Origin of the sequence: Comamonas sp. Tr-654, assembly GCF_011752915.1 — a bacterium.
Lineage (GTDB): Bacteria > Pseudomonadota > Gammaproteobacteria > Burkholderiales > Burkholderiaceae_C > Comamonas.
Genome location: NZ_VWWQ01000001.1, coordinates 983,256 through 1,004,902, shown reverse-complemented (window position 1 = coordinate 1,004,902; position 21,647 = coordinate 983,256). Strand labels below are relative to the sequence as shown.

The following is a 21,647-nucleotide window of genomic DNA, read 5'->3' as shown; positions in this document are numbered from 1 at the left end:
ACAAATCTGCCTTGGAAACAAAAACACCCCGCAGCCGTGGCTGACGGGGTGTTTTTGTTCCAGAGAGCATGAGCTGCGCAAGCCGCTCCTGCCGCCTCGCATCAGCCGCCGCGCGTGATGGGCACTTCGGCGTTCTTGCCGTAGCTGCCGTATTTGCCCAGCTCCCACTTGGCGATCGCGTTGCGGTGCACCTCGTCGGGGCCGTCGGCAAAGCGCAGCGTGCGTGCTGCGGCATAGGCATAGGCCAGCGGGAAGTCGTCGCACATGCCGCCGCCGCCATGGACCTGCATGGCCCAGTCGATGACCTGGCAGGCCATGCTGGGGGCGACGACCTTGATCATGGCGATCTCGGTCCTGGCCACCTTGTTGCCGGCCACGTCCATCAGCCAGGCTGCCTTGAGCGTGAGCAGGCGCGCCATGTCGATCTTGCAGCGTGCTTCGGCAATGCGCTCCTGCGTCACGGTCTGCTGGGCCACGCTCTTGCCGAAGGCCACGCGGCTGCTGGCGCGCTTGCACATCAGCTCCAGCGCACGCTCGGCCAGGCCGATCAGTCGCATGCAGTGGTGAATGCGGCCCGGGCCCAGGCGGCCCTGGGCGATCTCGAAGCCGCGCCCTTCGCCCAGCAGAATATTGCCGACGGGAACGCGCACGTTCTCGAAATACATCTCCATGTGGCCGTGGGGCGCATCGTCATAGCCCATCACGTTCAGCGGACGCTCGATGCGGATGCCCTTGGCATCGGCCGGGATGATGATCATGCTCTGCTGCGAATGCTTGGCCGCTTCGGGGTCGGTCTTGCCCATGGTGATGAAGACCTGGCAGCGAGGATCGCCGGCACCCGAGATCCACCACTTGTGGCCGTTGATCACGTATTCGTCGCCCTGGCGCTCGATGCGTGTGCAGATATTGGTGGCGTCGGAGGAGGCGACTTCGGGCTCGGTCATGGCGAAGGCCGAGCGGATCTTGCCTTCCAGCAAGGGCTTGAGCCAGCGCTCCTTGAGCTCGGCACTGCCATAGCGGGCAATGGTCTCCATATTGCCGGTGTCCGGCGCGGAGCAGTTGAAGACTTCGGAAGCCCATGGCACGCGGCCCATGATTTCGGCCAGCGGTGCGTATTCCTGGTTGGTCAGGCCCGCGCCGTGGTAGCCTGAGGCTTCGGCGCTGTCCACGGGCAGGAACAGATTCCACAGGCCCGCGGCCTGGGCCTTGGGCTTGAGCTTTTCAATGGTTTGCAGCGGCGTCCAGCGTTTGCCGGCGGCCGTGTTGGCCTGCATCTCCTGGGCATATTCCTTTTCTGCCGGGTAGATGTGTTCGTCCATGAACTTGAGCAGGCGCTGCTGCAGGTCCTTGGTTTTGGGCGAGTAGTCGAAGTCCATGAGTGCTCCTTTTGTTGTGGGACGGTCTGATTGCGTGGTGGTGGATGAAAGTCAGGCGCGCTGAGCGAAGGACCAGGCCAGCTCGGCCATGGGGCGGGCGGTGTCGCCCGAGGCCTTGGCCTGGGCGCTGGAGGCCGTGCCGGCCTCGACACGTTTGGCAATGCCTTGCAGGATGGCCGCGATGCGGAACATGTTGTAGGCCAGGTAGAAGTTCCAGTCGCGCTGCAGTGTCGCCACATCGGCAATGCCGGTGCGCAGGCAGTAGCGCTGCATGTAATCGTGCTCGGCGGGAATGCCCAGGCCCGCGATATCCAGGCCCGCAATGCCGCGGCCCAGCTCGGCAGGGATATGCCAGCTCATGCAGTGGTAGCTGAAATCGGCCAGCGGGTGGCCCAGCGTGGACAGCTCCCAGTCCAGCACGGCGATCACGCGCGGCTCGGTCGGGTGGAACATCAGGTTGTCCAGGCGGTAGTCGCCATGCACGATGGAGACGCGGCCCTCGTCGCGCGCGCTGGCCGGCATATGGGCGGGCAGCCATTCCATCAGCTTGTCCATCTCGGGGATGGGCTGGGTCACGGAGGCCACATACTGCTTGCTCCAGCGACCGATCTGGCGCTCGAAGTAATTGCCGCTCTTGCCGTAGTCGGCTAGACCGCGCTCGGCAAACTTCACGCTGTGCAAGGCTGCGATCACGCGGTTCATCTCATCGTAGATTTCGGCGCGTTCGGCGGGCGTCATGCCGGGCAGGGACTGGTCCCAGAGCACGCGGCCTTCCATGAATTCCATGATGTAGAAGGCGCGGCCGATGACGGATTCGTCTTCGCACAGCGCATACATATGCGGCACGGGCACATCGGTGCCGGCCAGGCCTTTCATCACGCGGTACTCGCGCTCGATCGCATGGGCCGAAGGCAGCAGCTTGGCCACGGGCCCGGGCTTGGCGCGCATCACATAGCTTTTGCCGGGCGTGATCAGCTTGTAGGTGGGGTTGGACTGGCCGCCCTTGAACATCTCCACCTGCAGCGGACCTTCAAAGCCCTGAACATGCTGGCTCATCCAGGCACCCATGGCATCGGTGTCAAAAGCATGCTGATCGGAAACCGCGCGGGTGCCGACGAAATGGTCATATGTGCTCATGCTGTCTCAGTCCTGTGTTCGATTTGTGATGCGCAAGGCGCAGCCCGCCACGCCGCACAAAAGTGCAGCGAGCGAATGCGTGAAAAGGGGAGAGTTGCCGCAGAACGCGGCAAGAGAGAAACGAAGGTGAAAACTGGCGTGATCCCCGCCAGAGATGCCGAGCAAGAGCCGCCTCGCGGCGATGGCATCGTCCCCCTCCCGCAAGCGCAGCGAAGCGAGAGAGGGGGAAGCGGCGGGGCCGCCCCCGGCAAAGCCGCTCAGGGGGTGAATCAGTGGTCGGTGTCTGCAATACGCAGCAGCGTCACCCGGTCGCGCACGATGAGGCCACCCGGCTCGATGCGAATGACTTCCTCGCGCTCCATGGACTTGAGCTCCTGGTTGACGCGCTGACGCGAGGCGCCCAGCAACTGTGCCAGCTCTTCCTGCGCCAGATGCAGGCCGATGCGGATCTCGTTGCTGTCCGACAGGCTCATCACGCCATAGCTGCGAGTCAGGTGCAGCAATTGCTTGGCCAGGCGTGCGCGCAGCGGCAAGGTATTGAGATCTTCCACCAAACCGTAGAGCTGGCGCACACGGCGTGCATTGAGGCGCAGGATGGCCTCGGAAAACTCCACATGCTCGGCCAGAATGCGCCTGAAGTCCGCCTTGGTCAGGCAGAGCAGCGTGGTCTCTCCATGTGCATAGGCGTCGTGCGTGCGCTTGTCGCCATCCAGAATCGCCACATCCCCGAACCAGATGCCCGGCTCCACATAGGTCAGCGTGATCTGCTTGCCCGTAATGGAGGTGGAGCTGACCCGCACCGCGCCACGCGCACAGGCAATCCACTCCTCGGGCGGTTCGCCGCGAGCGCAGATGAGCATGCCATCTTTGTATCGTTTGACGTAAGCGCATCGAAGAATGTCGTGCCGCAAAGAGGGCGAAAGGGATGAAAACCAGCGACCAGAGTTGATCGCCTCACGTTCTTCCATACTAAGAATTGGCTCGTCCATGTTCTGTCTTATGCGTGACTGGTAACCGCACCATTGTCGCGTGTGGGACCGGCCATGCCGAAGCTGATGGACTCAGGGTTGTCACCTGTGTGTCCGCTTTTACGGCGAAGAGGGCTTGCGCCAATCAAGAAAACCCAGCAGCCATGCGGCCTGCGCAGCGGCGCTCCAGAAAAAAAAGCCCGCTGGCTGCGGGCATTTTTTCTGGTCATTTCCGGTGCTTTCTGTGCCAGTCAGGCCCAGCGTGGCGGGAGTTTTGAGTCGCTCAATGAGAATAGCCGCCGGGGCCTGTGTAACGCGCCGGCGGCTATTGAGTGGGAAGTCGATGCGCTTCGATGCGCTCAGGCAGCAGCCTGCATGCGCTGCAGCAGATGCCGGGCTGCTGCCTCTGGATCGGGGGCGTTGACCAGGGCGCGTACCACGGCCACCGAGCCCACGCCCGTGGCGCGTACGGCAGGGAACAGGTCTTCGGAAATACCGCCAATCGCCACCAGCGGGTACTGCTGCATCAGACGCACATAGGCTGCCAGACGAGCCAGGCCTTGCGGGGCCGTCGCCATCTTCTTGAGCGTGGTCGGGAACACCGCTCCCAGGGCGATATAGCTGGGCTGGACGGCATGGGCACGCACCATTTCGGCGTAGCCATGGGTGGAGACGCCCAGGCGTGTGCCCGAGGTGCGGATGGTCTCCAGATCACGCTGGCCGATCACGTCCAGATCTTCCTGACCCACATGGATGCCGTAGGCGCCTGCGTCCAGCGCGGCCTGCCAGTGGTCGTTGATGAACAGATGTGCAGGTGTGCCCTTGACGGCTTCAACAGCCGCCTTGACTTCACGGGCCACGGCGGCCTGGTCGCCGGATTTGAAGCGCAGCTGCACCGTGGGCACACCCGCGCGGGCCATGCGGCCCACCCATTCGGCCGTGGGCAGCACGCCATACAGGCCCAGCTCGCGCGGGCAATGGGCAAAGGCCTGGGCCGGGTCGACCTTGCCGAGACCGAAGTCGCGCGGGTCGTCGGGCCAGTGGGTGGCATCGAAACGATTGTTGCGCTCGCTCTGGCACTGCCAGGCCTGGGCCAGAGTCTGCGCATCCACGGCGATAAAACCCAGTTGGCTGCAGGCCTCAAGCGCGGCCAGATAGGCGGGCTCCTGGCGCAGTGCGGGCGGCACTGGCTGTGGCGTCAGCTCGACCGAGTTGGCATCGTGGTGCAGCTGGGCGCCAAAGTTGGCACTGTGCTGGTGGATGATGGCTTGCGCCAGAGCCTTGATTTCTGCGGAGTCCATGGGCCGGCCTTTATTCCTGATGCCAGAAAGGGGTGCCCAGCACGGGAGTGCTGGGCTGGGCGGCATTTTGCTCTGCCATGGCGCCTGCGCGCCAGGCGGCGTGACCGGCATTGACGGCATCGGAGAATGCGCCGGCCATGGCGACGGGGTCTTCGGACAGGGCCACGGCGGTGTTCAGCAGCACGGCGTCATAGCCCCATTCCATCACGGTGCAGGCATGTGAGGGGCGGCCCAGGCCGGCATCGACGATGAGCGGCACTTTCAGGCGCTCGCGCAGCATCTGCATGGCATAGGGATTGACGGGGCCACGGCCGGTGCCGATGGGCGCAGCCCAGGGCATGACCGCCTGGCAGCCCACGTCGACAAGCTTTTGGCACAGCACAAGGTCGTAGGTGGTGTAGGGCAGGACCTGGAAGCCGTCCTTGATGAGGATGGAGGCCGCTTCCACCAGATTGAGCGTGTCGGGCTGCAGCGTGTAGTCGTCACCGATCAGCTCCAGCTTGATCCAGGGCGTGTCGAAGACTTCGCGTGCCATCTGGGCTGTGGTCACGGCCTCCTGGATGGTCATGCAGCCTGCCGTGTTGGGCAGCACGGGCACGTTGAGCTTGCGCAGCAGCTCCCAGAAGCTGGCACCGGTCTCGGCGGCATTGCTGCCCTGGCGGCGCAGCGAGGCCGTGACCATGGCGGGCCTGGAGCGCTCCACGGCCGCTTCGAGAATCGCCGGCGAGGGGTAGCGCGAGGTTCCCAGCAGCAAGCGGCTTTCAAAACGCTGGCCGTAGAGAACCAGGGCGTCGTCGGTAGTTTTTGTATTCATGATTGGTCTTTATCTTTGATCAGCAAGCCATTGCACAGGCACGACCCGAGTGAGAGACACCCAGCAAGAGCCGCTTCGCAGCGCAGGTGTCGTCCCCCTTGGGGGAAGGCGCGTTGCGACTCAGGGGGATTCATCTCACCCGCCGGTGACGGGAGAGATGACTTCCATCCTGTCGCCCTCATCGAGCGCGTGACCGGCGTATTGCGTCTTGGGCACGAACACCGTGTTGACCGCCACGGCAAACGGGGGTTTGGCCTGCATCTGCGCCAGCGCATCGGCCACGGTGGCATGGGCTGGCAGCTCGGTGGCTTGCTGGTTGAGAGTGATCTTCATGGCATGGAAACGGAAAATAAAGCGGGTGCTAAGTTAAACCTCTGCACGGCGGCGCTTGCGTGCGCCAGGGGTGCAAGTGCTGTGCGCCAAAGTTCGGGCTCGCAGTTCAGCCACGATGCACGGCGACATCGAACTCGCGCGCCAGCGGCGAGTCGCTGTGGTCCAGCAGCTCCAGCACCACGTCCAGCATGGCGGGCGAGATCATGAAGCCGTGACGGTAGAGGCCGTTGACTTCCATGACGCGCGGAGTCAGCAGACGCACGGCGGGCAGATTATCGGGCAGGGTGGGGCGGCACTGGGTGGCGATCTCCACAATCCGGCCTTCGGCAAAGCCGGAGTGCACGGTATAGGCCGCGCTCAGCAGCTCCAGCGTGGAGCGCACGCTGGCCGGCGACATATCGTCGGACTCGATCTCGGTCGCGCCAATCACGAACAGATGGTCTTCCTTGGGCGCGATATAGATGGGGTAGCGTGGATGGATCAGGCGTGTGGGGCGCTGCAGCGTGACTTCGGGGGCATGGATGCGCACCACTTCGCCGCGAATGCCGCGCAGCTGCTTCCATTGGGTGCGGGCACCCAGGCCCCGGCAGTCGAACACGAAGTCGGGCTGACCGGCCTCGCCGGGGCGGAAGTCGCCAACCTCGCGCGGGCTCTCCCAGTGCAACTGCACGCCCAGTGCGCTGAGCTTGTCGACCAGCGCCGTCAGCAGCTGGCGGTTGTCCAGCTGGCCTTCGCCGGGCAGATAGACGGCCTGGTTGAAGCGCCCCTGCAGCGCGGGCTCGCAGTCCTGCAGCGCCGCGCCGGTCTTCTCCTGCATGGCCGGCAGGCTGGGGTTGATGCGCCGGTTTTTCTCCAGCAGGCCGAAAAAGCGCGCCGCGTCGCCCTGATCCTGGCGGTGCCAGAGAATCAGCGTGCCGTTTTGCTGCAGGAACACATGCTGCTCGAGCTGAGCTATCAGCTCGGGCCAGCGCTTGAGCCCATGCTGGCCCATGCGCACCACGCCGGGCTCGGTAATGGCCGACTCGGCCAGCGGCGCCAGCATGGCAGCCGCCACGCGCGCCGCAGCACCATCGCCTTGCGGGCCATGGGCGTCATAGAGGTCGATGGCATGACCGCGCTGAGCCAGGGCCAGCGACAGCAGACGGCCCATGAGGCCGCCGCCGAGAATTGCGATCTTTGAAGAAGCTTGTAGCAATGACATGTGCAAATCGTTTTCCATCCGGACACAGGAACAGGGCCATGTGCAGGACAAAACGCGGCATGCCTTGCGGCTTGTGAAACTCCCCACGCCAGCATGACCTGGATCGGGTGCAGGGGGCACAGGGCACGGATGGTGCTCTGGTGCGCAGCCGGTGGCTGGCGCAGCCCCAGGGTGTTTCTCAGTCCGCACAGGCTGATTGCCTGCGGGACACCCCTGTTTCGTCCGTTGGACATTACAGCACAACCGCAAACAGCACGCATTGACCATGCGCATGGGCGATAATTTTTGCCATGACAGTGATTGCTTCTTCCTCTATCTCCGGCGCCGCAAAAAAGCGCTATGCACGCGTGCTCTCCATCGCCGGCTCGGACAGCGGCGGTGGCGCCGGCATCCAGGCCGACCTCAAGACCTGTGCGGCACTGGGCTGCTACGGCATGACGGCGATCACGGCCATCACCGTGCAGAACACGCTGGGCGTGACGGGCATTCACGGCATTCCGCTCGATACCGTGCGCGGCCAGATCGATGCCGTTGTGCAAGACATAGGCGTCGATGCCGTCAAGATCGGCATGCTGGCCACCCCCGATGTGGTGAGCGTGGTGGCGGATGCGATCCGTCGCCACCAGATCAGGAACGTGGTGCTGGACCCCGTGATGGTGGCCACCAGTGGCGACCGCCTGATCGTTCCCGAGACGGCCCAGGCGCTGGTGCGAGAGCTGTTCCCGCTGGCGACGGTGATTACCCCCAATCTGGATGAAGCAGCTTTGCTGCTGGGTCGCAGCATCGACGGCATTGCAGCGCTGGATGCGGCCGTGGCCGATCTGCTGGCCATCGGAGCGCCTGCGGTGCTGCTCAAGGGCGGGCATCTGAGCGGCAATCTTGTCATGGATGTGCTGGGCCGGCAAGGTCAGCAGGCCAGCGACTATCTGCGCCTGCAGTCGCAGCGCATCGTCACCCATAACGGCCATGGCACGGGCTGCACGCTTTCGTCGGCGATTGCCTCCTTCCTGGCCCAGGGGCTGGTGCTGGAGGCCGCGGTGACCGAGGCGCGGCGCTATATCCTGGGCGCCATCGAGGCGGGGGCCGAGGTCTACACCGGCCAGGGCCAAGGCCCCCTCAACCACGGCTATGCGCCGCGCGCGCAGCTGATCGTCGAAGGCTGATTGCCGGCACTCGCAAAAAAGGCCTGCAACTGCAGGCCTTTACCTTTTGGGGCGCCTGTTGCCGGGCTTACCAGCCCCAGACCAGATTCTTGGCCACCCAGCCGCTCTGGCCGTTGCTGCGCTGGACCTGGGCCCAGCTGCCTTGCTTTTTCAGCGTCTGCAACACTTCATTTTGTTCCAGCTTGCCTACCCGGCTGTGCTTCTGGCCGGGGCCGGAGCGCAGATTGGCCGTGCGTGCAGTCACGACCATATGCGGGCTCTTGCTGGTCAGCGGGGCGTGGACCCATCCCAGCGTGGACTCATAGTCCTTCACGCGTAGCCACTGGCCCTTGCGCTGGGTGACTTGCAGCGGGTAGCCCTTGCTCAGTTCCCAGAGGGTCGCGGAGCGGGTGTTGGGCTGCTCGCGCACATTCACGGTCTTGCCCTTGATGCTGACGAATTCCTGGGCTTGTGCGAGGGCCGGCAGCAGGCCGGCGGTAAGCGCACCCAGCGCGATCAGGCTTGAAGTGGCGGCGGTGCGGATCCAGCGGTTGCAAGACACGGGGCAGATTCTCCTTTTATCGATTGAAAACATGCTGTAACCCCCATCGGACTTGCGTGTCTAGCTATAGTTCCTGTAGAAAGCTGACAGGGGCTGAACACCCAGCCAGCCATCAAGGAATGCCATGAACCAGCCAGTCCGCCCCCATGGGAGCGCCTCGTTGACCACCCGATTGATGCTTGCGATGACGGCTCTGGCCGCAGCAACGCTGCTCACGGCCTGCCAGAGTAGGGCGTCGGCGAATGCTCCAGCTGCAACACCTGCCGCCGCTGCGGCGGCAAAAGCCGGGGACCTGCAGATGCCGGGCCAGCAATTGCTGGCTGCTGCCGCGCAGGGCGATGCCGTGGCGGTGCGCAATCTGCTGGCCGGCAACGTGCCCGTCGACGTGCAGGACGCCCGCGGCAATACGCCTTTGCTGCTGGCCACGGCGGCCAACCATATCGAGGTCGCACGTTCGCTGCTGATGCATGGTGCCAGCCCCAATATCCGGAACCAGATGCAGGACAGCGCCTATCTGCTGGCCGGCGCGCAGGGCAGGCTGGAGATTGTGCGCATGACGATTTCCTATGGTGCCGATCTCAAGAGCACCAACCGCTATGGCGGCACGGCCCTGATTCCGGCCTGCGAGCGCGGTCATCTGGAAACAGCCCAGGCGCTGATCACGGCAGGTGTGGATGTGAACCATGTCAACCGGCTGGGCTGGACCTGTCTGATGGAGGCCGTGGTGCTCAGCGATGGCGGGCCGCGTCATCAGGCCATCATCCAGGCCCTGATCGATGCCAAGGCCGATCTGAACCTGCCCGACAAGGATGGGGTGACGGCCCTGGCCCATGCACGCCAGCGCGGGCAGCAGGCCGTGGTGCAACTGCTGCAGGCAGCGGGCGCCCGATAGAAGATAGGAAAGTAAGAAGTAAGGCTGAAATGCGCTGTCGCAGGGCGCTGGTTGCTATTGAATTTGAGTCTTGCTCAGGCGGCAACGGAGCGCGGCTGCAGCTGGCGTGTGGCGACTGCCACCGCAAAGGTCAGCGCCAGCGTGGGCAGGGCCGAGCCCAGGGCCGTGCTGACATAGGGCAGCAGGTGATAGAAGGCAATGCCCAGCACCCAGATGGCCACGGCATCCCAGCGCACGGCGGGCGCTTTTTGCATCAGCTCCACGGCATCGGTACCAAAGGCCAGGCGACCCAGCATCACGCCGAACAGCGGCACAAAGCAGGAGCTGAGCAACAGCAGAAACGGCTCCAGGCTGTGCATGGGCAGCACCATGGCCAGCGCTGTGCACAGGGATGCGATCAGCAGGCCCCAGCGGCGAATGCTCCAGCCCGGTTGCAGGCTGTGGGCCGACATGGCGCCCGAGTAGGCATCGCCGTAGGCGTTGTCCACCTCGTCGATCAGAATCAGCGACAGGGCAACCAGCCCGCCCTGGGCCAGCAGCAAGGCCGTTACCAAGTCTTCGCTGGGCAGGGTCAGGGCCACCAGCACGCCCAGGGAGTAGCACCAGATATTGGCCAGGGCAAAGCCGGTCCAGGCGCCCGTCAGCGCGGATTTGCCGCTTTTGCCGTGGCGCGCATAGTCGGCGACCAGCGGCAGCCAGCTGATGGGCATGGCGATCACCAGATCGACGGCGCCAAGCATGCTCATGCCACCGGCATCTTCGCGGGCCAGCAAGGTTTCGAGGCCGGTGACGCTTGCCATTTTCAGGAATTGCCAGCTCAGCCACAGCAGCGAGGCAATCACCAGCGGCAAGGCAACGCGCGAGATGATGCGGCGCACCAGGGTGGTCATGGAGCCGCTCATCAGCAGCAAGATCACGCTGCCCCAGAGCAACGTGGCCAGCCAGGGCCAGTAGGCCGCGCCCATGATGCCGCTTTGCTTGCCCAGCGCCACGGTGGCGTCACGCATCACCACCAGCTCGAAACTGCCCCAACCCAGCAGCTGGACGATGTTGAGCACGATAGGCAGTCGTGCGAAGCGGCGGCCGTAGACGCTGTGCATCAGCCCGGCGCTGGACAGGCCGCTGTCGCAGCCTAGCTTGCCCACCCAGCCCAGCAGGCCGGCGCCGATCAGGGAGCCGATGACTATCGCGATCAGCGCATGCAGCGGGCTGAGCGCGGGCAGCAGATAGGCTCCCATCTGCATGACCAGCAAGCCCACGCCCAGACTGAACCACAGCGAGGCATGGTCGCGCCAGGCAAAGACGCGCTCCTGCGCCGTCACCGGGGCCAGGGCCCGATTGGCCGATGTGGAAGAAGATGAATTCATGAATGCTCCGCCAGAAAAACGAAGCAGGGGCCGCATGGTTTGCGCAGCAAGCCATCAAAGACATGGCGAGTCGCGGTCTGACACCTTGGACAGCTTCCCTGCGCGAGGATGATCTCGGGCAAGCGGTCATCAAGAACCGCTTGCGCAATCAGGTTCAAAGGGACTCTCTCAGCCCTGACCGGTCATGGTCAGGACACCCCCAGCATTGCTGCCTGCCTTGGACTGCAGCGAGCGCGATTGTGCCAGACATGCCGGGCTGTAGCAGGACTGCGGCGCCAAGCGGTGTTGCCAACGGTGTTGCAAATGCTTGCAAATCGGAGGGCCGGTATTGACCCCGTTGGCTCTGCTGCTGCGTTTCAGCCTCCGACAAGTTGGTTTCAGCCGCCGTGGCTGTATCTTGAGGAGGCCTTGTCCATGTTGTCTGTCCGTATCGAACCCCCGGTTCCTGGTTTCTTGCTGTCGCGCGGCTATCTGCTGCGCGCTTCGCTGCTCTGCGCTGCTGTGATGGTGGCCGCCGCGCCGGCTTCGGCCTGGACGCGCGGCAACCCAAAGCTGGCCCAGATCAGCATCGTCGAACGCGCCACGGGTCGGGTACTGCCCCAGTACAGCCACGAGGGGGAGCTGTGGGTAGTGGGCCGCCCCGGTGCCAACTACGCGGTGCGCATCCGCAACCTCGAGAGCCGCCGCATCATGGGCGTTATCAGCGTCGACGGGGTCAATGCCATCAACGGCAGCACGGCGAGCTCCCGCGCCGAAGGCGGCTATGTGCTGGATGCGGGCGACAGCTATGACGTGAGGGGCTGGCGCAAGAGTAATGACAACGTGGCTGCGTTCTATTTCTCGCAAAGCGATATGTCCTATGCCGCCAGAACCGGCAGGCCGCAGGATGTCGGGGTGATTGGCGTGGCGCTGTACCGTGAAAAGCTGCCCGAGCCGGCCAGATACCAAGGGCCAGTCTACGAGTCGGACGCCGCGAGCGCTGCATCGGCTGCGGAGTCTGCCGCAGCCGATAGTGCCATACCGCAGGCCACCAGCAAGAGCCGCAGCGCCGAGCGCCGTGCACCACAGGCCTCGCCGGCCCCCTCGCTGGGCACGGGCCATGGCGCGGTTGAGCGCTCGCAAGTCACCCAGGTGGAGTTCGAGGCCGACACTGACCAGCCCCGGCAGATGGTGCGTATCCGCTACGACAGCTATGCCAATCTGGTCGCCAGAGGCGTGATCCGCGAGCCCCGTCCACGGCCATCGCAGCCGCGCGTGCCCAATCCTTTCCCCGGGGACAATGGCTTTGTCCCGGACCCGCCCCGTAACTGAACGGAGTGCGCTGCTGCCGGAGTTTGCATAATCGCGGGCATGCTTGCACCGCCGCTTGCTCAAGCCCAACCCGCCGATGAGGCCCTGATGCGCCGCTATGCCACAGGGCAGGCCATGGCTTTCGAGACGCTTTATGCCCGGCATAGCCTGCGCATGTGGCGCTATTTCTATCGCAACACGGGCGATGCGGCGCTGGCCGATGATCTGGCGCAGGACCTCTGGTTTGCCGTGGTGGACGGTGCCTCCCGCTATGAGGTGCGCAGCAAGTTCACGACCTGGCTGTTCACCATGGCACACAACCGCCTGGTCGATCACTGGCGTAGGCAAAGGCCGGGCATCAGCCTGTCAGCAGACACGCAAGAGTCCCTACGGCTGGCGGAGAGCCTGTTTGCGGCATCGGGCTTCGAGCCCGAGCAGCAACTCGATCGCCAACTCATGGCCCAGGCCATTCTGGCTGCGCTGGCGCGGCTCCCGGCCGAGCAACGCGAGTGCTTTTTGCTGCAGGTCGAGGCTGATCTGACGCTGGCCGAAATTGCCCAGGCCACCGGTGTTGCCGAGGAGACAGCCAAAAGCCGCCTGCGCTATGCACGTGCCAAACTGCGCGCCGCGCTGGAGGAACTGGCATGAATATGCACCCCGAAACCCCGCCCGGCGACGACAAGCCCGATGCGCTGCGCGAGCTCTACCACGAGGCCGTGGCAGAAGACCGTGGCCCCAGTGCGCAAAGCAGCGCCGCCATTCTCGAGCGCGCACGCCAGCGTGCGGCAGGTGTGGGGCAGCAGCCCCCGGAACTGGCGGACAAAACTGCGGCCAACGACCGATTCTGGCTGCGGCATGCGCTGGGCGGACTGGCGGCCGTCGGACTGGTGGGCTGGCTGATGTTGCAGCATGCGGCCTGGCGGGGCGGGCCGGACGCCGGACCCGGTTCCAGCTCCGAAGTCGCGGCTGAGCCTGCCCAACCTGCGGATATAGACCCGGCTGCACAGGCGTCTGCGCCGGCGCCTGCAATCGCTTCTGCTGGGGCGGCAGCAGATGCCAGCGCAGCCGGGTCGGCTTCGCGGGCTGAGAAATCCAGGCAGAGCCGGGCTCCAGCCAAGGCACAGCAGGCATCGCCTAGTCTGGATGGGCAGGCGTCGGCCCCCGCACCGCAGTCCGAGGCTGCGCAGGCTTCCGGCGCAAGCACCGGTAAAGACATGGCGCGCTCCGCCAGACCGGCTCCCCGGGCTTCTGCGCCGCAGCGTGATGCCGTGGCGGCGCAAAGCTCGATAACCGGCGTGCCATTGCCGCTTTGTCCCTTGCAGACCGAGAAAGAATCTCTTGAACAAGCTGCCAAAGAGGCCGAGGGTATAGCCTCCGGGGCGCCGGCAAACCCTTTGCATTGCCGTCCGCGAAAGCCCGAGCAATTGCCGCCAGCCAATGCTGAGTCTGGTCAGGGTGCTGCGGAAGATGTAGCAAAACCGCAGCGTTGAGACAAAAAAAGCCCGCTTGACGCGGGCTTGGGTGATGGTCTGGCCAGTCCTTTTCAGGTCTGGCGTAAGAGCATGTTACTGGATTTTTGCGCTTTTGCGCAGCTGATCCTGGAATTGCTGCAGCTTTTGCTGTTGCAGCTGCTGGGTGATCTGGGGCTTGACATCCTCGAACTTGGGCATTTCGGCCTGGCGCTCGTCATCCATGCGGATGATGTGCCAGCCAAACTGGCTCTTGACGGGCGCGTCGGTCATCTCGCCCTTCTTGAGCTTGATCAGTGCCTCGGTGAACTCGGGCACGTAGTTGTTGGGGTTGGCCCAGTCCAGATCGCCGCCGCGGGCACCCGATCCGGGGTCCTTGGATTCCTTCTTGGCGATGTCTTCGAACTTCTTGCCGGCCTTCACTTCGGCGATGATGGCCTTGGCGCGGTCTTCGGATTCCACCAGGATGTGGCTGGCCTTGTATTCCTTGCCGCCATTGGCTTCGACGAACTTGTCGTATTCGGCCTTGGCTTCGGCATCGGTCACGGGGTTCTTCTTCTGGAAGTCCTCGAACAGCGCACGGATCAGCACGGTCTGGCGGGCCATGTCCATCTGCTGCTTGTAGGCCTCGGAGGCGGCCAGACCGCGGCGGTTGGCTTCCTGCATGAAGACTTCACGGGCGATGACCTCGTCCTTGATCATCTTGTCCATCTCGGGAGCCACGGGCTGGCCGCTGGCTTCGATCTGGGCCTTCAGGGCGTTGACGCGGGCCATGGGTACGGCCTTGCCATTGACGATGGCCACATTCTGGGCCGAGGCGGACAGGGCGGCAAAGCCCAGAACTGTGGCGCCCACGATGCGGGCCAGTTGCTTTTGTTTCATGCTCATTCGAGTTGAGATCGAGAAAAGTGAATGAAGTTCAGTCCATACACAACAGGCTCCCGTCAAGGAGCCTGTGGTCAGAACCGTGGGTTCTCAAAGTACTTCAATGGCGATGGCATGAGCACCCTGGTCAATGAAGTCTTGCAGTGCATCATACACAAGGCGATGGCGTGCCACGCGGCTTTTGCCATCAAAGGCGGGGCAGGCGATGCGCACGCGAAAATGCGTGCCCACGCCGCTGTCATTGGCACCGACATGGCCCGCATGCTGGTAGCTCTCGTCGATGACTTCGAGCCGGGTCGGGGCCAAACGCTCGCGCAGGGCGGCTTCCATGGCCTGGGCGCTGAGGATCACGCTCATGGCTGCTTGTCCTTGGCTTCGGCGGTGCTGGGCGCACCGTCCTGGGGCAGGTAGCGGCTCATGTAGATGGCTTGCGCAATCACGAACACCACCATCAGACCCATGCCGCCAAACAGCTTGAAATTGACCCAGGTGTCGGTGTCGAAGTTGTAGGCCACCCAGATGTTGAGCGCACCCATGGCCGCGAAGAACGCGGTCCAGGCCCAGTTGAGCTTGAGCCAGATGGCATCGGGCAGCTGCAGCTGGGCACCCATGACGGAGCGCAGCAGGTTCTTCCTGAACACCAGCTGGCCGATCAGCAGCGCGCCGCCCATGAGCCAGTACAGCACCGTGGGCTTCCATTTGATGAAGTTGTCGTCATGGGCCAGCAAAGTGGCGCCGCCGAACAGCACGATGACACCGAGGCTCATCCATTGCATGGGTTCGATCTTGCCGGTCTTCAAGCGCAGATAGGCGATCTGCGCCACGGTGGCGACTATGGCCACAGCCGTGGCGGTGTAGATGCCCCAGACCTTGAAGGCCACGAAAAACAGGATGATGGGGAAGAAATCAATCAGCAGCTTCATGCGCGAAATGGTAGTCGTTCTGAAATTCAGACTGAGCAGCACCGGCAAGGTTCCCGGCGCAGCGAGCAAAGCCGCATCATGCACCAAAGCCAGGGTCGTTCCGTCAGCAAAGCCTTGTGAGTCGGACGGATTCAGCTATCAAAGCTGATGTGGAAGGCCAGCGCAGCGGGCTCGGTCCGAAGCCGCGTGGCCCTTGCTGCTCAAGCCTTGTCAGCTCTTATTTTTGGGGCTCGTCCTGGAAATCCAGCGAGGCTGAATTCATGCAGTAGCGCAGCCCTGTGTCGGTGGGACCGTCGGGAAAGACATGGCCCAGATGAGCGCCGCAGTTGCTGCACACCGTCTCGGTGCGCACCATGCCGTGGCTGCGATCCACGATATTAGTGATGGCGCCGGGTACGGCCTGGTCAAAGCTGGGCCAGCCGCAGCCCGCATCGAACTTGGTATGCGAGTCGAACAGCTTGTTGCCGCAGCAGACGCAGTGGTAGCTGCCGTCGGCCCAGAACTGCTCGTATTTGCCGGTGAAGGGGCGCTCGGTGGCAGCATGGCGCGTGACCTGGAAGGCCGCGGCTTCAGCCCCCTTGTCCTGCAGCAGGGCTTGCCATTCTTGGTCGGATTTCTGGATGGGAAAGCTCATGATGAACAGCTGATTTCAATCGAGGAAGCCCAGTCGGGCGGGAAACCGGCCCAGTCAGCGTGGTCCGGATGCGAGTCATAAGGCGCCTGCAACACGGCCAGCATCTGCCGCACCGGCGCGAAGTCACCGTCCCGGGCGGCGCGAATCACCGTCTCGCCCAGATGGTTGCGCAGCACGAAGCGCGGATTGGATTTTTGCATCAAATCGACGGTCTGTGCTTTGTCCGCTTGCGCCAGCTGCTCTGAATAAGTGAGCGACCAGGCGTCGAAGCTGGCCCGGTCCAGAATGATGTCGCGCAGCGGCTCAAAGTCGATCGCTCCGCTCTCGCCCTGTGTCACGGCATCGGTCAGGCGGCTGAAGAAGATGGTGTAGTCCACCTTGTTGTCGGCCAGGATCTGCAGCAGCGGGTTGATCAGCAGTGCAAAGCGGCCCTCGGTGGCTGGTGTGCCGGCCTCGTTCTCGGGCAGGCCCAGCTTGGCCAGCATCTGGCGCGCATAGGCGGCGGGAAAGACGGTCTTGTACGACTCCAGCGCCGCAATCGTCAGCTCTTCGTCGCCGATCAGCGGCAGCAGGGCCTGACCCAGGCAATACAGATTCCAGTAGGCCACCTGGGGCTGGCGGTTGAAGGCATAGCGGCCCTGGCTGTCGCTGTGGTTGCAGATATGGCCGGGGTCGAAGGCGTCGAGAAACTGGAAGGGGCCGTAATCGATGGTCAGGCCCAGAATGCTCATATTGTCGGTATTCATCACGCCATGACAGAAGCCCACGCCCTGCCACTGGGCCAGCAATCGGGCCGTGCGCTCGCTCACGGCCTGCAGCAAATTGGCGTAGGGGTTGCCGTTGAGCGCAGCTGCCGTGCGGCACTCGTGGTAGTGCTGGTCTATGACCAGATCGGCCACGGCACGCAGCTCTGCCTGCATATCACGTGCGGCGAAATGCTCGAAATGGCCGAAGCGGATAAAGCTCTCGGCCACACGCGTCACGACGGCGGCGGTCTCCATGGTCTCGCGCGCCACGGGCAGGGGCGAGCCCGTCAGCGCCAGCGCACGCGTGGTGGGAATGCCCAGGGCCGCCATGGCTTCGCTGCAGAGAAACTCGCGAATCGATGAGCGCAGCACGGCCCGGCCGTCGCCCATGCGCGAATAGGGCGTGCGGCCTGCTCCCTTGAGCTGGATTTCAAAGCCCTGCTCGGTTTCGCCCAGCAGGATGGCGCGGCCGTCGCCGAGCTGGCCGGCCCAGACGCCGAACTGATGACCGCTATAGACCGTGGCCAGCGGCTTGCTGCTGCCTTGGTCGGAGACGGCATTGCCGCTGAGGACTTGCAGCGCTTCGGCGCTGTGCAGCCATTCGGGGTTCAGATCCATCCAGCGGGCCGTGCTGGCGCTGGTGGCAATCCAGTGCGGCTCAGGTACGGGCGTGGGTTGCAGATAGGTGAAAAAAGCCGGGCCCAGGGCTTCGAAGCGGCCGGGCTTGCGCCATTGCGGGGCAGGGGATTCGCTCATGCAGGCATTGTGCTTGAGCGGCATCAAGGACAGGGCTTGCAGGGTTGTTGAGCCGGTTGACGCTGGAGATCGTCCTAGGTTTTTCCCTGGGTGCTTGTTTGTCGTTCAGAGGGAGGATGCAGACAAACGTCGCCACGGTTACGCATTGGTGACAGTCCTCGGATGACGGCAGGGAAGCCCGAGATAGGATGCTTGCCGATCATCACAACGCTATCCAGGAGACTGCCAATGTTGGGTCTGATGCAAAGCCAGCCGCTGTTGATTTCTTCCCTGATCGAGTTTGCCGCGCGCAACCATGCTGACGGGGAGATCGTCTCCCGCCGCGTGGAGGGCGATATCCACCGCTATACCTACAAGGAACTGGCGGCCCGCTCGCGTCAGCTGGCCAACAAGCTCGATGCCATGGGCCTGGCCCATGGCGACAGGGTGGCCAGCCTGGCCTGGAATGGCTATCGGCACATGGAGATGTATTTCGGCGTCAGCGGCTCGGGTCGGGTGCTGCACACCGTCAACCCGCGCCTGCATCCCGAGCAGATTGCCTGGATCGTCAACCACGCCGAAGACAAGGTGCTGTGCTTTGACCTGACCTTTTTGCCCATCATCCAGGCGGTGCATGCCAAATGCCCAGAGGTGCGGCAATGGGTGGTGCTCTGCGATGCGGCCCGCCTGCCGGCAGACAGCGGCATTCCCGGCCTCATCAGCTACGAGAGCTGGATTGCGGGCCAGTCCGATCAATACCGCTGGCCGCAGTTCGACGAAAACACCGCATCCAGCATGTGCTACACCAGCGGCACCACGGGCAATCCCAAGGCCGTGCTCTACAGCCACCGCTCCAGCACCTTGCACGCCTATGCTGCCGCGCTGCCGGACGTGATGTGCCTGTCGGCCCGTGATTCGGTGCTGCCCGTGGTTCCCATGTTTCACGTCAATGCCTGGGGCCTGCCCTATTCGGCGGCGCTCACGGGCTGCAAGATGGTCTTCCCGGGCCCCGCGCTTGATGGCAAGTCGGTCTACGAACTCATCGAGTCTGAAGGCGTGACCTTTGCTGCCGGCGTGCCCACCGTCTGGCAGATGCTGCTTGGCTACATGAAGCCGGGCGGCCTGCGCTTTTCCAAGCTCAATCGCACGGTGATCGGCGGCTCCGCCTGCCCGCCAGCCATGATCTCGGCCTTCCAGGATGACTACGGCGTGGAGGTTTTGCACGCCTGGGGCATGACGGAGATGAGTCCCCTGGGCACGCTGTGCACGCTCAAGAACAAGCATCTGGACCTGCCCAAGGACGAGCAGATGAAGATCCGGCAGAAGCAGGGGCGCGCGATCTATGGTGTGGAGATGAAGATCGTCAACGACGCCGGCGACGAGCAGCCCTGGGATGGCAAGAGCTATGGCGACCTGCTGGTGCGCGGCCCCTGGATCATCGACAGCTACTACAAAGGCAGTGGCAACCCCCTGGTGCGCGGTGCTGACGGCTATGGCTGGTTTCCGACGGGGGATGTGGCGACGATTGACCCCGATGGCTATATGCAGATCACCGACCGCAGCAAGGACGTGATCAAGTCCGGCGGCGAGTGGATCAGCTCCATCGATATAGAGAACATCGCCATGGCCAACCCGGCCGTGGCCATGGCAGCCTGCATAGGCATGCCGCATCCCAAGTGGGACGAGCGCCCCATCGTGGCCGTGGTCAAGAAGCCCGGCGCGGAAATCACGCGCGAGGAGCTGCTGAAGTTCTACGAGGGCAAGACGGCCAAGTGGCAGATTCCCGATGATGTGGTGTTTGTGGAAGCGATTCCGATTGGCGCCACGGGCAAGATGCTCAAGACCCGTTTGCGTGAGGAGCTCAAGGACTACAAGCTGCCCACGGCAGCCTGAACCACCTTAGGCCTGACGCGGCCCGAGCAAAGCCATCATCGCGAGATGATGGCTTTTTTGTCTGGGCGGCTGGGCCATTTGGATCGATCTGGGCGACAAATTGCCGCCGTTGGCCATGCACTGGTGGGTGCGTCAGCAACCGGTGTTTGCTCGTCCCCATGGGCTTGAGGGAGCGCGTGGCCTGTTCCACTATCTGCTTTGGCGCCGATGGAGGAAGCACGCTTTGAAAAGCTGCCCTGTGGTGTGGAGCAGCAGGCCAGGGGCAAGGCCGACAGCTTGAGCTTCGACCCGTTGACGCTGCAGATGCGACCGCATCTGGAGGAGAGGAGATTGCCCAAGCCCAGGTGTTGAGCAGCTTGGGCGGCCAGCGGCTGACGGAAGCCAGTTGTCGCTTCAGGCTTTTGAAATAAAAACTGTCTCTGGCCCTTTATGGGTGATGGATGCTAGCTATGGTTTTTGAACTTATGGCCTGAGGTAAACCCTGCAGTCGCCAATGTGATATGCGCTAGGGCAACCCCCAGGCCGCAGGCGCTGGCTTGCCCTTTAGTCTGGGCGTCGCTCATAAACACCAACGGAGACGCTCTATGAAGTTTGCAATCAAGGCTTTGACAGCATCGGTGATCCTGGCGTGCGCGGGGAGTGCGATGGCCCAGAAGGGAGAGACCGTCAAGGTCGCCTGGATTGACCCGCTCTCGGGCCTGATGGCAGCGCTGGGTTCCAACCAGCTCAAAAGCTTGCAGTACGTGGCAGAGGAACTCAACAAGGGCAATGCTTCGGGAGTGAAGTTCGAGATCATCGGCATCGACAACAAGCTCAGCCCGCAGGAGACCACGGCCGCGCTGCGTTCGGCCATGGACCAGGGCGTGCGCTATGTGTTCCAGGGCAACGGCTCGGGACCGGCGCTGGCCATCATGGATGCGCTGGAAAAGCACAATGCGCGCAACAAGGGCAAGGAGGTCGTGTTCCTCAACTATGCGGCCGTGGACCCCGATCTGACCAACAGCAAGTGCAGCTACTGGCATTTCCGACTCGATGCCGATACCTCCATGAAGATGGAGGCCTTGACCACGTATATGAAGGACGTGCCAGAGATCAAGAAGGTCTATCTGATCAACCAGAACTACTCGCATGGCCAGCAGGTGTCCAAGTACGCCAAGGAGATGCTCAAGCGCAAGCGCCCCGATGTGGAGGTCGTGGGTGACGACTTCTCGCCGCTGGCCCAGGTGCGCGACTTTGCGCCCTATGTGGCCAAGATCAAGCAGTCGGGCGCGGACACGGTGATCACGGGCAACTGGGGTTCGGACCTGGCACTGCTGATCAAGGCTGCCAACGATGCGGGCCTGAACAACGTCAAGTTCTACACCTATTACGCCATTGCCACGGGAGCTCCCACGGCCATGGGTGCGGCAGCGGCCGGTAAGGTCTATATGGTGGGCTACGGTCACTTGAACATGCCCGGCGCCATGGACAAGATCGTCAAGGGCTTCAAGGCCAAGGTCAACGAGGATATGTACACCGGCACCGTGTACACGGGGCTGAACATGCTCGATCAGGCTTTTGCCAAGGCCAAGACTACCGATCCCGTCAAGGTCGCGGCGACCATGGAGGGCATGAAGTTCCAGAACTACAACGGCGAAGTCGAGATGCGCAAGAGCGATCACCAGCTGCAGCAGGGTCTGTACATCGCGCGCTGGGAAAAGGCCGGCGGCAAATACCCCATGGACTCCGAGAACACGGGCTATACCTTTGCACCCGTGAAGTACTTTGAACCCTATGTGGCCAGCACTCCCACCAGCTGCCAGATGAAGCGTCCCTCCTGAGGCGATGCGGGAGAAGCGGATTTGGGGCGCCCTGGTGGCGCCCTTTTTTGATCGCGGGTTTCATTCGTCTGCAAGTGCGATCAGCTGTCGCGCAAGTGTCGCCAACTGCCGCGAATCGGCCTGGCAAGTCGCATGCGTGATAGTTCCTAAGGCTTTCCC

General features: G+C 63.4%; 21 protein-coding genes and 1 riboswitch. Of the genes, 7 read left to right on the top strand and 14 right to left on the bottom strand.

Features of this window, described 5'->3' with window-relative positions; all coding sequences use genetic code 11:
* Nucleotides 1–101: 101 nt before the first annotated feature.
* From F3J24_RS04560 to F3J24_RS04530, 7 genes are all read right to left on the bottom strand, one after another.
* Nucleotides 102–1,376 (bottom strand): acyl-CoA dehydrogenase family protein, encoded by a 1,275-nt coding sequence (locus F3J24_RS04560; RefSeq protein WP_034377687.1) that lies wholly within the window; start codon nucleotides 1,374–1,376, stop codon nucleotides 102–104.
* A 51-nt stretch (nucleotides 1,377–1,427) separates the two neighbouring features.
* The gene (locus F3J24_RS04555) at nucleotides 1,428–2,513 is read right to left on the bottom strand and encodes a phosphotransferase (RefSeq protein WP_167003077.1); all 1,086 of its coding nucleotides are present in this window, start codon (nucleotides 2,511–2,513) and stop codon (nucleotides 1,428–1,430) included.
* A 269-nt stretch (nucleotides 2,514–2,782) separates the two neighbouring features.
* Nucleotides 2,783–3,502, bottom strand: a complete 720-nt coding sequence (locus F3J24_RS04550) for a Crp/Fnr family transcriptional regulator (RefSeq protein ID WP_029158393.1) — start codon at nucleotides 3,500–3,502, stop codon at nucleotides 2,783–2,785.
* 338 nt (nucleotides 3,503–3,840) lie between these two features.
* Nucleotides 3,841–4,782, bottom strand: coding sequence for a thiamine phosphate synthase (locus F3J24_RS04545; protein ID WP_167003075.1), 942 nt, complete (start codon nucleotides 4,780–4,782; stop codon nucleotides 3,841–3,843).
* A 10-nt stretch (nucleotides 4,783–4,792) separates the two neighbouring features.
* On the bottom strand, nucleotides 4,793–5,596 hold the full coding sequence (locus tag F3J24_RS04540; protein ID WP_053281721.1) for a thiazole synthase: 804 nt from the start codon (nucleotides 5,594–5,596) through the stop codon (nucleotides 4,793–4,795).
* Between the two features lie 135 nt (nucleotides 5,597–5,731).
* Nucleotides 5,732–5,929 carry a sulfur carrier protein ThiS gene (gene thiS / locus F3J24_RS04535; RefSeq protein ID WP_167003073.1) on the bottom strand — a complete coding sequence of 66 codons (198 nt, stop codon included), beginning with the start codon at nucleotides 5,927–5,929 and terminating at the stop codon, nucleotides 5,732–5,734.
* 106 nt (nucleotides 5,930–6,035) lie between these two features.
* On the bottom strand, nucleotides 6,036–7,130 hold the full coding sequence (locus F3J24_RS04530) for an FAD-dependent oxidoreductase (RefSeq protein WP_167003071.1): 1,095 nt from the start codon (nucleotides 7,128–7,130) through the stop codon (nucleotides 6,036–6,038).
* A gap of 63 nt (nucleotides 7,131–7,193) precedes the next feature.
* Nucleotides 7,194–7,355: riboswitch (TPP riboswitch) on the bottom strand.
* Between the two features lie 65 nt (nucleotides 7,356–7,420).
* Between F3J24_RS04530 and thiD the strand changes: the two genes are divergently transcribed.
* The gene (gene thiD / locus F3J24_RS04525) at nucleotides 7,421–8,293 is read left to right on the top strand and encodes a bifunctional hydroxymethylpyrimidine kinase/phosphomethylpyrimidine kinase (RefSeq protein WP_167003069.1); all 873 of its coding nucleotides are present in this window, start codon (nucleotides 7,421–7,423) and stop codon (nucleotides 8,291–8,293) included.
* A gap of 67 nt (nucleotides 8,294–8,360) precedes the next feature.
* On the opposite strand, the gene F3J24_RS04520 is transcribed toward thiD, so the two are convergent.
* Nucleotides 8,361–8,834: an SH3 domain-containing protein gene (locus F3J24_RS04520; protein ID WP_167003067.1), complete on the bottom strand. Its 474-nt coding sequence runs from the start codon at nucleotides 8,832–8,834 to the stop codon at nucleotides 8,361–8,363.
* 124 nt (nucleotides 8,835–8,958) lie between these two features.
* Between F3J24_RS04520 and F3J24_RS04515 the strand changes: the two genes are divergently transcribed.
* The gene (locus tag F3J24_RS04515) at nucleotides 8,959–9,726 is read left to right on the top strand and encodes an ankyrin repeat domain-containing protein (protein ID WP_167003065.1); all 768 of its coding nucleotides are present in this window, start codon (nucleotides 8,959–8,961) and stop codon (nucleotides 9,724–9,726) included.
* A gap of 74 nt (nucleotides 9,727–9,800) precedes the next feature.
* Here the strand turns inward: F3J24_RS04515 and F3J24_RS04510 are convergent, their stop codons facing one another.
* Entirely contained in the window at nucleotides 9,801–11,093 is a 1,293-nt protein-coding gene (locus F3J24_RS04510) for a cytosine permease (protein WP_167003063.1), read from the bottom strand.
* A gap of 414 nt (nucleotides 11,094–11,507) precedes the next feature.
* Between F3J24_RS04510 and F3J24_RS04505 the strand changes: the two genes are divergently transcribed.
* From F3J24_RS04505 to F3J24_RS04495, 3 genes are read left to right on the top strand one after another with little or no spacing between them, the layout of a single operon-like run.
* Entirely contained in the window at nucleotides 11,508–12,404 is an 897-nt protein-coding gene (locus F3J24_RS04505; protein ID WP_167003060.1) for a hypothetical protein, read from the top strand.
* Nucleotides 12,405–12,443: 39 nt separating this feature from the next.
* Nucleotides 12,444–13,031 (top strand): RNA polymerase sigma factor, encoded by a 588-nt coding sequence (locus F3J24_RS04500; protein ID WP_167003058.1) that lies wholly within the window; start codon nucleotides 12,444–12,446, stop codon nucleotides 13,029–13,031.
* Nucleotides 13,028–13,873 carry a hypothetical protein gene (locus F3J24_RS04495; protein WP_167003057.1) on the top strand — a complete coding sequence of 282 codons (846 nt, stop codon included), beginning with the start codon at nucleotides 13,028–13,030 and terminating at the stop codon, nucleotides 13,871–13,873. Before F3J24_RS04500 ends, F3J24_RS04495 begins: the two co-directional genes overlap by 4 nt.
* Nucleotides 13,874–13,948: 75 nt before the next feature.
* Here the strand turns inward: F3J24_RS04495 and F3J24_RS04490 are convergent, their stop codons facing one another.
* From F3J24_RS04490 to F3J24_RS04470, 5 genes are all read right to left on the bottom strand, one after another.
* Nucleotides 13,949–14,740 carry a peptidylprolyl isomerase gene (locus F3J24_RS04490; protein ID WP_003053722.1) on the bottom strand — a complete coding sequence of 264 codons (792 nt, stop codon included), beginning with the start codon at nucleotides 14,738–14,740 and terminating at the stop codon, nucleotides 13,949–13,951.
* 87 nt (nucleotides 14,741–14,827) lie between these two features.
* Nucleotides 14,828–15,094, bottom strand: a complete 267-nt coding sequence (locus tag F3J24_RS04485) for a BolA family transcriptional regulator (RefSeq protein WP_167003055.1) — start codon at nucleotides 15,092–15,094, stop codon at nucleotides 14,828–14,830.
* Entirely contained in the window at nucleotides 15,091–15,660 is a 570-nt protein-coding gene (locus F3J24_RS04480; protein WP_167003053.1) for a septation protein A, read from the bottom strand. Before F3J24_RS04480 ends, F3J24_RS04485 begins: the two co-directional genes overlap by 4 nt.
* 217 nt (nucleotides 15,661–15,877) lie before the next feature.
* Nucleotides 15,878–16,294, bottom strand: a complete 417-nt coding sequence (gene msrB, locus F3J24_RS04475) for a peptide-methionine (R)-S-oxide reductase MsrB (protein WP_043005228.1) — start codon at nucleotides 16,292–16,294, stop codon at nucleotides 15,878–15,880.
* Complete coding sequence (locus tag F3J24_RS04470; protein ID WP_167003051.1) at nucleotides 16,291–17,820, bottom strand: protein adenylyltransferase SelO; 1,530 nt, start codon at nucleotides 17,818–17,820, stop codon at nucleotides 16,291–16,293. The genes msrB and F3J24_RS04470 overlap by 4 nt, the downstream gene beginning before the upstream one ends.
* Before the next feature lie 204 nt (nucleotides 17,821–18,024).
* On the opposite strand from F3J24_RS04470, the gene F3J24_RS04465 reads away from it, so the two are divergent.
* Both F3J24_RS04465 and F3J24_RS04460 read left to right on the top strand, forming a co-directional pair.
* Nucleotides 18,025–19,668, top strand: coding sequence for a 3-(methylthio)propionyl-CoA ligase (locus F3J24_RS04465; protein WP_167003050.1), 1,644 nt, complete (start codon nucleotides 18,025–18,027; stop codon nucleotides 19,666–19,668).
* Nucleotides 19,669–20,252: 584 nt separating this feature from the next.
* Nucleotides 20,253–21,488, top strand: coding sequence for a branched-chain amino acid ABC transporter substrate-binding protein (locus F3J24_RS04460; RefSeq protein ID WP_003053735.1), 1,236 nt, complete (start codon nucleotides 20,253–20,255; stop codon nucleotides 21,486–21,488).
* Nucleotides 21,489–21,647 lie beyond the last annotated feature (159 nt).